Genomic DNA, 12,340 nt, shown 5'->3' with positions numbered 1-12,340 from the left:
CACCAACTAACCTTGATTCTCATCATCACTATCATCATCACTATCATCATCACTATCATCATTATCATTGATAACTAAGGCTAATTTACCTTTCATTCCCCCAGCTTCCAATAACTGATGAGAAGCAGCCGCCTCGGCGAGGGGAAAAGTTTGGTTAAGGAAAATATTCAACTTATTCTCATCAATTAACCTGGCACACTGCTGTAAAATCTTGGTTTGGTCTAACTGGTCATCCTCGCGATTTTGCAGCATGGGAGTTAACATCAATTCCCAAGAAATCCGCAGATTTTTAGTTCGGGCATCCTTGAGATTTCCGAGGCTAAAATCTGGCTCTAATAGGGTGACAATATCTCCATAATTGCGGACGGCATAAACACTCTGAAAAAATGTTTCTTTCCCGACTGTATCAAAGGCTAAATCAACGCCTTCGCCTTGAGTCCAATGCAGGACAGCCTCGACAAAATCTTCCTCTTTATAGTTAATGACTAAATCAGCCCCTAACTCTTGAACAAAAGCTGCGTTTTCGGTAGATCCCACAGTAGTTGCTACTTCTGCCCCTTGCAGTTTAGCTAGTTGAATAGCAACATGACCAACACCTCCAGCCCCAGCATGAATTAGCACCTGCTGTCCGGGTTGTAACCTGCCGCGATCGTACAAAGCCTCCCAAGCAGTAATTAATACTAAAGGTGCGGCGGCAGCCTCAGCAAAGCCAAGGGAAATAGGTTTCCGGGCGATAAATTTTTCTTCTACTACTGTTAACTCGGCATAATTTCCGGTCTGTGCGCCGAGTCCACCATCACAAAAATAGACTTCATCACCAACGGCAAAATCTTCAACTGCGCTACCGACAGCTTCAACTATCCCAGCACCATCACAGCCTAAAATCGCGGGCATTTGGTCAGGATAAAATGTGCCACGACTGCGGAGTTTAGTATCAATAGGATTAACTCCGGCGGCTTTTAGTCGGACTAAAACTTGGGTGGCTGTTTTGATTTGCGGGTCGGGGACTTCTTGGAGTTGCAAAACCTCGGGTTTCCCAACTTTGGTCATGACAATGGCTTTCATCTGCTTCAATTTACCATTAGTAAAAGTTTTCCTAAGTCGGTGGGTCACATCACCACATTTTTCGGTTTCCCCAGGGAATGATTAATGTTTGGTGGGTCACATCACCACATTTTTCGGTTTCCCCAGGGAATGATTCAGTGTGACGCTTCGATGGGTTTCTACAGGGTTAATGATTGAGGGTTAGTTTCAATCAGTTGGGCGAGATATTGCAGGAAAGCTGCGGCATCTGCGCCGTAGATGATACGGTGATCGCAGGTAATGTTAACCTGCATTTGCGGTTTAATTCCCATCATGCCATCATCGGTGGCGACGACAGTAGGACGAGAAGCACCGATCGCCAAAATTGAACCCTGACCGGGAGGCAAAATGGCATCAAAGCGATCGACCCCAAACATCCCCAAGTTAGAGAGAGTAAAGGTTCCGCTGCTGTATTCTTGGGGTTGTAATTGTTTGCTGCGGGCGCGGGCGACTAAATCCTTCCAAGTGCGAGAGAGGGAATAAATATCAATCTGATCAGCATTGGAGAGTACGGGAGTAATTAACCCACCGTCGGGCATGGCTACTGCTACAGCAATATTAATAGCCTTATTGTACTGAATACCAGAGTCAACATAACTGGCATTGACAATAGGATATTTCTGTATAGCAACTGCCACCGCCTTAGCCAGCAAAGCGGTCATGGTCACACCTTTGGACTTAACCTGTTTATAGAGTTTATCCAAGTTGTCGGTAGTGATAGTGTAGCCCACATGGAAAGTAGGAACCTGCAAACTCGCCAACATATTGCGGACTACGGCATTTTGTAGAGTATTCATCCCCACAACCTCCCCTAAAGGAACCGGGGCTGGTGCGGGGGTGGCAATAGGTGTGGGAGGCGCAACAGGGGAAACAGTAGGTTGAGGCGCAACGGTAGGAGTCTGAGTCCTTCCGGTAGCCGCTTCGACATCTTCAGCCACAATGCGACCGTGGGGGCCACTACCCTGGAGGTTATTTAAGTCTACATTGAGTTGTTTCGCCAATTTGCGAGCGCGAGGAGTAGCGACAATGCGACCATTACGACGGCTAGGGGTGCTATCTATGGCAACGGTAGCGGCCACAGGTTCTGGAGTACCTACAGAGGGGGTAGGGGTAGCTTCTGGTGATGGGGTGGGGGCGGTGGCGGTGGCTTGTTTTTTGGCCTCTTCAATTTCCGCTTCTGTTTCGGCAATGAGGGCGATCGTTTGACCGACCCCAGCGGTTCCCCCTTCCGGAACGATAATGGTAGCTAAAAAGCCCTCGTAAAAGGCTTCTACATCCATATCAGCCTTATCTGATTCTACAATCAGGACGGTTTCCCCTTTCCCGACGCGATCGCCTGGGGATTTTTGCCACGATACAATTTTGCCCTCTGTCATAGTTGAACTGAGGGCGGGCATAAACACTTCGTGAATCATAATAGCCTCCTATTAGCTTGGAAAACCCGGCATAAAAATACCGGGGAGGAAAAGCCAGCAATCAATTGTAGCGGCTAGTTAACCTATTTATATCCAGGTTTACCCATTTTAAAATAGGATGGGATAAAATAGGTAATCATTAATGAGTGATGGGCTATGGCTTACCTAGAGCCTGCCGCCGTTCAGTCCATTAAACATCACCGCGTATTTCCTCAACCACACCGTCTCGCAGGAGAATTTCCACCTGCATTTTGCGGATTAAGTTATCACCCTGTTCGACCGCAAATACACTGTCAATTTGACCTTGGCTGACTTCCTGTTCTAGTTCCAAAGTTTGCAATTGCTGAAGTTGTTGGAGGATCTGATTTTTCTGATCCAGAAGTTTACTTTTTTGTTCATTCACCTGATTTTGGATATTATCAATTTGAACCAAAGTCTCTGGTCCTGGAGGTTGTAGGCTTTGTTTTTTGAGTTCCCCAATCATGCGTTGTCCTTGCATTTCCAGTTGTTGAAGCTGACTATCAAGCTGATTAATTTGGGCTTGTAGTTGTTGTTGTGCTTCTTCTTTCCAGCGAGGGGTAACCACAGCTTTCACGTTGATGGGACGTTTGAGAAGCAGTTGATTTTTAGAAATCTCCATGTATAGTGTCCTGTAGTTTTCACCAATTCAGTAATCGAGAGTCAGGGGGTGTTTTAGACGGTCTAAACCACCAAATCATCATGACGATCGCCAATAGCTTATGTTCAGAAGTTGACAAGAGTTAGGCGATCGCACCCAGCAGAAGTTATATTAATCGCCGTCAGGCCATCAAACCAGCCACAGGTGAGCCATCTATTACTGCTGACCCCGTTTAATACATCTCGTCAATCATATCGCGGTAACGTTCCATTACAACCGGGCGCTTGATTTTCAAAGTCTGGGTCAGTAGGCCATTATCAATACTAAAGGGTTCCAAAATCAACCTAAACTGACCAATGCGATCATCAGGTCGGAAACTAGGGCGGTTTTTGACCTGAAGGTTCAACTCCTGACGAAACAGACTTTGTATAGGCTGACTATCGATAGCGATCGCATTTTCAGTTTCCCCCTGTTGTTCTTCCCCAGGTACTTGCAGATGCAAACCCTGTCCACTAGCCCACTGTTTCAGCGCATCCAAATTAGGCACAATTAGCGCTCCCAGGGACTTCTGGTCTTGACCAACCAAAACGATTTGGTCAATATAGGGACTACGAACACAAGCATCCTCAATCGGTTGAGGTTCGATATTCTCCCCATTAGTTAACACAATCGTATCTTTTGCTCGTCCCGTCAACACCAAATCTTTCTGAGGAGTCAGCCAACCGAGATCTCCCGTATCAAACCACCCCTCCGGGTCAATAGCCTTATCAGTGGCTTCAGGATTTTGAAAATAGCCCGTCATCACCTGGGGACCCCGCGCCAAAACCAACCCCTTATATCCCGGTTCACAGGTTTGGCGAGTCTCCGGGTCAATAATCCGAATTTCCGTTTCAGGGATAGGTCGCCCCGCAGAACCCCGTAAATTATGGCTAGGTCGTCGCGCCGTCAAAACCGGAGCAGTTTCCGTCAACCCATAACCCACCAACAGGTCAATTCCCACAATTTCATAGAAATTTTCCAAGTGCATGGCTAGGGACCCACCACCACTAATAGCAAACTTGAGTTTTCCCCCCACAGCCTGCCGCACCTTCTGATAAATCAATTTATCCCCCAAGGCGTGAACAGGAGTTAACAGAATAGTTTGCAATTTAGCCAAAGCTGTGGATGAGTTCTGGTTACTACCTTGTCCGGGAATTGTCAATTTTTGTACAATGCGGCGGGCTTGAATATAGCGGTTGCTCATCCCAAAGAAGAAATTAACCAACTTTTGCCGGGTGGCGGGTCCATCACGAAACTGCTTCTGCGCCGCCTCATAAATCGATTCCCAAATCCGAGGCACACTAACCATATACTGAGGCTTAAACTCCTGCAAATCCTGCTTAAAATAGCGGATATTAGTATAAATCACCATGGTTCCCCGGGACAGAAAATAATATTGTCCACTCCGCCCCAAACTATGCCACGTCGGCAGAATACTCAGGACAATTTCCCCCGGTTGCGGCGCAATCACATCAGCAATAGTAATCAGTTGGTGCAAAAAATTCCGGTGAGTTAACATCACCCCCTTGGGTTTCCCGGTTGTCCCAGAGGTATAAAGCAGAGTCGCTAAATCTTCCAGTTTGGTAGTGGGGGGATTTAACAAAGTCATATCCTCACCCTTAGTTATCAGTTGGCTAAAGTTGACAATGGGTATACTTAGGCTATCCTCAGCCGTTATGTCTTCATCCGACAGTAACACCACAAACCGAATCGGCAAATCTTGGATCGCTTTTTCTAACTTGTGCAGTAAGGCTAGGTTATCGACTACTAACCCCGTACTCCCACTATTTTGGAGAATATAGGCGAGTTCTTGAGGGTCGGCGGTCGCACCTCTCACCACATTAGCAGCTCCGGCGGTGAGAATACCTTGATCAGCAATCATCCACCGGGGACTATCATCAGCAAATAAGGCGACGCGATTGGGTAAGTCCTCGGCGGGTTCAACTCCCAATTGTTGCAGTCCGGCCGCAAATTGTTGGATCTGAGTCCACAGGTCGCTATAGGTGATTTGTACTTCTGGCTGACTGTGGGGGTTAAATAGGGCGACTTGTTGCGGGATCTGTTGGGCGAGAATTGGCCAAATTTCTGGTAAGGATTGAACAGATTGATACTGGGCGGTTAGGTTAGAGTTATCCATCATAAGTTAATTGGCTCTGTAGTTATTAGGCGATCGCTATCTTTATCGTCATTAGCAGTATCTATTTCGATTATGGTATCTTTAATTGGAGCAACTTTGATACCCAAGGGGACAGATATATAATTGTCCCTAGGACAGTGGCAACCCAATTTTAGATAAAATTTGTTAATGATAGAAACGGCGATCGGTTCAAACAATCGCATAATATTAATCGGTATAGGTTGATCCAATGGGTCGGGAGGATATAAAGGGATGGTTCAGGAAATCCAACGTCAAAACTATGATGTCAATTTGGCAGAACAAGTACCAATGGAACCATTGGCGATCGATGTTCATGCTGATCAGTTCATTGATGACATCTTTCAGGATATCGATCGCAGTCTCAGTGGTATAACTAAGCTGCCTAAAGACCCTGTACAGCCGGAGTTTGTCTCACTTCAATCTATTAAGGTTCCTCAGATTATTCTGCCTTCCGTCGAAACTGAGGCTGATCGCGAGGTTGCTATTTCCGCAGAAACTCAACTCCGCGATGCTAACGCCGATCGCTCTCATTCCTTTGATAAAATTCTATTGGCGGCCGCCTGTGCTTCCCTGGTCGTTACTTTATCCCTGTGGATGGCAACTAGAGGCGGTCTGGGGCGACTGTTTGCCCCCGCACCTGTGGCCGTAGATCCTCAGTTGAGCCAACAAACCCAGGCAGATGCTAAGTTTGTCAATTATTTACAGCGATCGCTCGAAGCCATTAGCCGTAACAGAGCTGGAACCGCTCAACCAGGTATGGCTCAACCTGTCCCCGGCGCTCCCCCAATGATGGAACTCCCTACCCTAGCAATTCCTGACACTCCAGCTCCCGCCCCAGCCCCTGATGCCGCCGCCCTCGCTAATACTAACAATTTAATTGCTGCTATCAACCGAGTCGCAGAGGCAGTTCAAGAAGCCTCTAATCAGACCGCAGCCTTGTCTAATCAAGTTATGGCAAGTCTGCAAGCCCAAAATCAGCAAAATCAACAACCAGCGCCACAAGCACAGGCTACCCCAGGGGGTCAAGCATCCGGGGTAGTTCCTGAAACCACCGCCTCTAGTTCTCCTGCACCCACCACCACCCAGGAAACCACCGCCTCTGCTCCTGTCAGCATTCCTGACCCTCCAGCCATTCCTACTCCCCCCACTGCGCCCCCCGAAGAAACAGCCGCCGTGTCACCAGATACTACTTCCCCTGCTGCTGGAATTCATACCTTAGTCGGGATTTTGGAATTAGGCGATCGTTCCGCCGCCTTATTTGAAGTCAATGGAGTAGCTCGCCGTATTTATGTCGGTGAAAGTATTGCAGCCAGCGGCTGGAGTTTATCATCAGTTGCTAACCAGGAAGCCGTCATTCGTCGCAATGGAGAAGTCCGCAGCATCGTTGTCGGCGAGAGATTTTGAACCGAAAATTTCTCCAAATATGCAGGCGGGTATATTGTCGTTATTTGACACCATATAACCCGCCTTTTAATTGATGTCTATGATACCACTTAAAATCACCAATAATATAGATATTGCCATCACTATCAGCCACTATTAACAGCCATTTTTCCCATATAGTTGCTGATGTAATTATTCATATTGCCCCCATTTTATCAATCGTAGTTTTCCTAGGTTTTTATTAATCTTTAGAGCGAGATTAATTAAATTTCATGTCAAAATTTACCCCTCCTCCTGTATAATCCCGGTGTAACTGTGAGAGTAAACCCAAATAGGAATAGTTATCAAAAGGGGACTCAATACCTAAGTCGCAAAGCTCCTGCTTGCAGAGCCAATTAACTTGATTCACCAAACTGGATTGGGGGTAGATTGTTTAGAGGAATGTGGGGACAAAATTATGATTTAATTGTACAGGGTAAACCCGGGTTGCCGACCCTTTGGGCTGAAGTCCATCTGGGGGAAATTTACCTCGAATCCGGCATTCAGTAATCAGCAGCACCAGCGCCCCATGTTCATAAGCAGCCATATCCCAGTTTTATAGTTCCCTTAGTTACTCGATAATCTCAGTTGATTTTACTTTAATTTAGCTGATGGTTTTGTGCATCATCATAAAAACAAGGATATTTGGTTTATGCAGATTATTAATACCATAAATTTTCGTAATCTCAAAGGCGACATATTTGGTGGTTTAACCGCCGCCGTCGTCGCTTTACCTATGTCCCTAGCTTTCGGAATCGCCTCTGGGGCGGGGGCTTCCGCTGGTTTATGGGGTGCAATATTAATCGGATTTTTTGCTTCCTTATTTGGCGGAACTCCTAGCCTAATTTCTGAACCCACAGGTCCCATGACCGTCATTATCACAGCAGTCATAGCCGAATTAATGGCTAAGAACCCAGAAAACGGTTTAGCCATGGCTTTTACCGTAGTCATGCTCGCCGGTATCTTTCAAATTATCTTTGGGATTTTAAAATTAGGTAAGTATATTACCATGCTGCCCTATAACGTGATTTCCGGGTTTATGACCGGAATTGGCGTGATTCTGATTTTTCTACAAATAGCCCCCTTCCTGGGTCAAGCAACCCCCCCTGGTGGCGTAATTGGTGTCATCAGAAATTTTCCCGATATAATTTCCAATATTAATCCTTGGGAAACTATTTTAGGGTCAATTACTTTAGCTATTCTGTTCTTTTATCCAGCTAATCTCAAAAAAGTTGTACCTCCTCAACTCGTCGCTTTACTCATTGGTACAATCATTTCCTTAGTCGTATTTAGTGGCGTAGAAATTCGGACAATTTCCACCATTGGTGAAATTACCCCCGGCTTTCCTGAACCACAAATGCCCACATTTACCCAAGAAGATTTGCGGTTAATGTTTGTCAATGCTATGGTCTTAGGAATGGTCGGTTCTATTGATTGTCTGTTAACTTGTTTAGTATCAGATAGTCTCACCCGCACCGAACATAACTCCAATAAAGAATTAATCGGTCAGGGTGCAGCCAATTTAATTACTGGTTTGTGCGGTGGTATTCCCGGTTCAGGAGCCACCACAGCCACCGTCGTCAGTATTTACGCAGGAGGACGCACCGCCTTAGCTGGCATTACTCGCGCTGTTATATTGTTAATTGTCGTGTTATGGGCAGCACCTTTAACCTCTGGTATCCCTTTAGCAGTTTTGGCAGCTATTGTCCTCAAAGTCGGTATTAATATCATTGATTGGGGATTTTTAAAGCGGGTTCACCAAATTTCTTGGAAAGCCGCTGGCATTGTTTATGGTGTCGTTATCCTCACCGTATTTGTTGATTTAATGGTAGCCGTCGCTGTCGGTGTCTTTATTGCCAATATCTTGACTATTGAACGTCTGAATGAGTTTCAGTCTCAGTCTGTAAAAGCTATCACTGATGCCGATGACCAAATTGTTCTAAATGCTCAAGAAAAAGAAATTTTAGACTTGGCAAATGGCCGGGTTCTGCTGTTCCATTTGAGTGGTCCGATGATTTTTGGGGTGGCTAAAGCTATTTCCCGAGAACATCAGGCTATTAATAGTTATGATGTGTTGATTGTTGATTTAAGTGAAGTGCCAATTTTGGGCGTGACTTCTTCCTTGGCTATTGAAAGTTCCATTACAGAGGCAATTGATGCCGGTCGTGATGTGATTGTAGTCGGTGCAACTGGTAAGGTGAAAGGCAGGTTAGAAAAATTGGGCATTGCTGGCTTAATTCCTGGTAATTATTGGATGGGCGATCGCTTAACAGCACTCAAAGAAGGTTTAGCGATCGTCAAGCAAAAACAGCCCAGCATCACCACTAATGCTGATCTCTCCTAGCTGTAGGGCGAGATAATTTTTCTGGTGCGTCAGCAATCAATTATCCCCTATTCCTTCCCATTTTCTCTATCTGACGCACCCTACCAGCCAGATAATTTTTCTGGTGCGTCAGCAATCAATTATCCCCTATTCCTTCCCATTTTCTCTATCTGACGCACCCTACCAGCCAGATAATTTTTCTGGTGCGTCAGCAATCAATTATCCCCTATTCCTTCCCATTTTCTCTATCTGACGCACCCTACCAGCCAGATAATTTTTCTGGTGCGTCAGCAATCAATTATCCCCTATTCCTTCCCATTTTCTCTATCTGACGCACCCTACCAGCTAGGGACTCAGCCCCCGAACCTAGCCATAATCACCGAAATATCCCATAAGCTGGTCAGGGGTGACTCTATCAGAAAAAATTAAGAAAATGTGTAGACAAATACTTGTTTTGGCTTTATGATTCATTTCAATCTATGAATCGTAGTTTTTTTATAGATTAATAGCGATAAATACCTGGTTGTTAACTGTTTTCCCTTATCATGCAACTCCTGAATCATATTCATTTTAGAAACGTTCGGGGCGATATCTTTGGTGGCATGACTGCTGCTATCATTGCCCTACCCATGGCTCTAGCCTTCGGTGTCGCTTCCGGTGCTGGTCCGGCTGCTGGCCTATATGGAGCCGTCCTAGTTGGTTTTTTTGCTGCTCTGTTTGGGGGAACCCCAACCCTCATTTCTGAGCCTACCGGTCCCATGACCGTGGTTATGACTGCTGTTATTGCTAACCTCACCGCTGCTAATGATGAAAACGGCATGGCCATGGCTTTTACCGTGGTGATGATGGCAGGGATTGTCCAAATTATATTTGGTTTTCTGCGTCTGGGTAAATATGTCACCCTCATGCCCTATACAGTTATCTCCGGCTTTATGTCCGGGATTGGTATAATTCTCGTAGTTCTCCAAATCGGTCCTTTTTTGGGGCAGGCTCCCCCCAGAGGTGGTGTCATTGGTACTATTCAGAATATACCATCACTGCTGACTAATATTAACCTCTCTGAAACCATCTTGGGTCTCATCACTGTGGCAATTCTGGTGTTGATGCCTGGTAAGCTAAAACGCTTGGTTCCTCCTCAGTTATTAGCCTTGGTTGCCGTCACCATATTTTCCCTAATTGCTTTTCCTGATATTGATATTCGTCGAATTGGTGAAATTCCTACCGGTCTCCCCTCCCTGCAAGTTCCTACATTTAGTGCAGGCCAAATCCAGACCATGTTCATTGATTCCTTGGTGCTGGGGATGTTGGGTTGTATTGATGCTCTCCTCACCTCTGTGATTTCTGACAGTCTCACCCGCTATCAACACGACTCTGATAAAGAATTGATTGGTCAAGGATTAGGAAACCTCGCTTCTGGTTTGTTTGGCGGTATTCCTGGGGCGGGAGCTACTATGGGGACAGTGGTTAATATTCAGGCTGGCGGTCGCACGGCTTTATCCGGTCTCACTCGTGCAATTATTCTGTTAGTTGTGGTGCTGTGGGCGGCTCCTTTAACTCAAAGTATCCCTATGGCGGTTTTGGCTGGTATTGCCTTAAAAGTTGGTGTTGATATCATCGATTGGGGCTTCTTGAAACGCGCCCACAAGGTATCTGTCAAAGCTGCCTTGATTATGTATGGGGTAATTGGTTTAACTGTTTTTGTTGACTTGATTATGGCTGTGGGCTTGGGGCTATTTGTCGCTAATATCCTCACTATTCAGCGCCTCACTGATTTGCGTTCTAAGGATGTTAAAGCCATTACTGATGCTGATGACAACATTGTTCTAAGTCCCGATGAAAAAGCATTGCTCAAACAGGCTAATGGTCGCATTCTACTTTTCCACCTTAGCGGTCCGATGATTTTTGGTGTATCTAAAGCGATCGCCCGTGAACACGCAGTTATTGGTAGCTATGATGTTCTCATCTTAGATTTAAGTGATGTGCCTCTGTTGGGGGTCACTTCTTCTCTCGCCTTGGAAAATGCTGTTAAAGAAGCTGTTGATCTCGGTCGTCATGTTTTCATTGTCGGCGCTTCTGGACAGTGTAAACAGCGCTTACAGAAGTTGGGAGTTTTTGAAATGCTCAGTCCCGATAATTTGGTCATGGATAGAATGCAAGCTCTACAGACAGCAGTGGCTATGGTTCGTTCCTCTACTGGTCCTATTCCAGAGGTTGCCGAAGTTAATTATCCTCATGGTTCTTCCATTCTTCCAGATGATTTGACCATCAATAATTGAACCCTACCCCCAAACCGGGCTTCTCTCAAGAAACCCGGTTTGCCTCCGGATTTCTGGTTTTTCACAAAGATTATCATGCGATCGCGACTTAATTTCACCCCCTATTTATTTCTATTACCCGCATTACTCATTTTAACCCTCACTGTATTTTGGCCGTCCTTACAAGCCTTTTATCTCAGCTTTTTTGATTATGACTTAATTCGAGAACCTCGGTGGGTCGGTTGGGGGAATTTTCAAAGACTTTGGCAAGATCAAGTATTTTGGCAAACCTTAAAAAACACCGGACTTTATATAATAGTAGTCGTTCCTATTTTGGCGATCGCACCCTTGGGATTAGCTATTTTAGTTAATCAAAAACTCCGTGGCATTCACTGGTTTAGAACCGCCTATTATGTGCCGGTTGTAATTTCCATGGTCGTAGCCGGACTAGCTTGGAAATGGTTATATGCAGAGAATGGATTACTTAATCAATTACTCCAATATTTTACCTCATTTTTCCTCCCCTCATCTACTCAATTCCGAATTCCCTGGTTAACCGATCCTAATTTAGCCTTATTTTCAGTTATGGCAGTTACCATTTGGAAAGGATTGGGTTATTATATGGTAATTTATCTCGCTGGCTTACAATCTATCCCCGCAGAACTTTACGAAGCCGCTAGTTTAGACGGTTCCGACGGGTGGCACAGTCATTGGGATATCACTTTACCTCTAATGACACCTTATATAATTTTAGTCTCGGTAATTTCTGCCATTTCTGCTACCAAGGTATTTGAAGAAGTTTATATCATGACCCAAGGCGGCCCCTTAAATAGTTCTAAAACCATTGTTTATTATCTCTATGAAAGGGCTTTTCAAAACTTAGATATTGGTTATGCCTGTACCATTGGATTAGTGCTATTTGGGATAGTTTTTAGTTTATCATTACTCCGGTTAATTGTTAACCGTTTCACAGGTAATCAAAACCAGGCCACTTGGTGAAATCATCCCCCAGGAGTTGGGGGGACC

Annotated in this window: 10 protein-coding genes; 4 read left to right on the top strand and 6 right to left on the bottom strand. The window is 45.3% G+C overall.

Features of this window, described 5'->3' with window-relative positions:
• Positions 1–6 precede the first annotated feature (6 nt).
• The 5 genes from HFV01_RS07095 to HFV01_RS07075 all read right to left on the bottom strand — a co-directional run bounded on the left by HFV01_RS07095 (position 7) and on the right by HFV01_RS07075 (position 5,496).
• Positions 7–1,065 (bottom strand): zinc-dependent alcohol dehydrogenase family protein, encoded by a 1,059-nt coding sequence (locus HFV01_RS07095; RefSeq protein ID WP_006668698.1) that lies wholly within the window; start codon positions 1,063–1,065, stop codon positions 7–9.
• A gap of 158 nt (positions 1,066–1,223) precedes the next feature.
• Positions 1,224–2,498, bottom strand: a complete 1,275-nt coding sequence (locus tag HFV01_RS07090; RefSeq protein WP_006624421.1) for a dihydrolipoamide acetyltransferase family protein — start codon at positions 2,496–2,498, stop codon at positions 1,224–1,226.
• A 190-nt stretch (positions 2,499–2,688) separates the two neighbouring features.
• On the bottom strand, positions 2,689–3,138 hold the full coding sequence (locus HFV01_RS07085) for a YlqD family protein (protein WP_006624420.1): 450 nt from the start codon (positions 3,136–3,138) through the stop codon (positions 2,689–2,691).
• A 211-nt stretch (positions 3,139–3,349) separates the two neighbouring features.
• A complete protein-coding gene (locus HFV01_RS07080) occupies positions 3,350–5,293 on the bottom strand; it encodes an AMP-dependent synthetase/ligase (protein ID WP_035759345.1) in 1,944 nt (647 codons plus the stop codon).
• Complete coding sequence (locus tag HFV01_RS07075; RefSeq protein ID WP_006668696.1) at positions 5,293–5,496, bottom strand: hypothetical protein; 204 nt, start codon at positions 5,494–5,496, stop codon at positions 5,293–5,295. Before HFV01_RS07075 ends, HFV01_RS07080 begins: the two co-directional genes overlap by 1 nt.
• Before the next feature lie 49 nt (positions 5,497–5,545).
• On the opposite strand from HFV01_RS07075, the gene HFV01_RS07070 reads away from it, so the two are divergent.
• A complete protein-coding gene (locus tag HFV01_RS07070) occupies positions 5,546–6,718 on the top strand; it encodes a hypothetical protein (RefSeq protein WP_006624417.1) in 1,173 nt (390 codons plus the stop codon).
• Positions 6,719–7,130: 412 nt separating this feature from the next.
• Here the strand turns inward: HFV01_RS07070 and HFV01_RS07065 are convergent, their stop codons facing one another.
• Positions 7,131–7,283, bottom strand: coding sequence for a hypothetical protein (locus tag HFV01_RS07065; protein WP_008052335.1), 153 nt, complete (start codon positions 7,281–7,283; stop codon positions 7,131–7,133).
• 105 nt (positions 7,284–7,388) lie between these two features.
• Here HFV01_RS07065 and bicA (HFV01_RS07060) point away from each other — a divergent pair, with 105 nt between their 5' ends.
• The 3 genes from bicA (HFV01_RS07060) (at position 7,389) to HFV01_RS07050 (ending at position 12,313) form a co-directional block, all read left to right on the top strand.
• Entirely contained in the window at positions 7,389–9,080 is a 1,692-nt protein-coding gene (gene bicA, locus HFV01_RS07060) for a bicarbonate transporter BicA (RefSeq protein ID WP_006624413.1), read from the top strand.
• Positions 9,081–9,604: 524 nt separating this feature from the next.
• Positions 9,605–11,335 carry a bicarbonate transporter BicA gene (gene bicA, locus HFV01_RS07055; RefSeq protein ID WP_006624412.1) on the top strand — a complete coding sequence of 577 codons (1,731 nt, stop codon included), beginning with the start codon at positions 9,605–9,607 and terminating at the stop codon, positions 11,333–11,335.
• Between the two features lie 75 nt (positions 11,336–11,410).
• Positions 11,411–12,313: a carbohydrate ABC transporter permease gene (locus HFV01_RS07050; RefSeq protein ID WP_187758713.1), complete on the top strand. Its 903-nt coding sequence runs from the start codon at positions 11,411–11,413 to the stop codon at positions 12,311–12,313.
• Positions 12,314–12,340 lie beyond the last annotated feature (27 nt).

This window comes from Limnospira fusiformis SAG 85.79, assembly GCF_012516315.1.
Lineage (GTDB): Bacteria > Cyanobacteriota > Cyanobacteriia > Cyanobacteriales > Microcoleaceae > Limnospira > Limnospira fusiformis.
The sequence above is the reverse complement of the archived record's forward strand: the minus strand, read 5'-3'. Positions and strand labels throughout refer to the sequence as shown.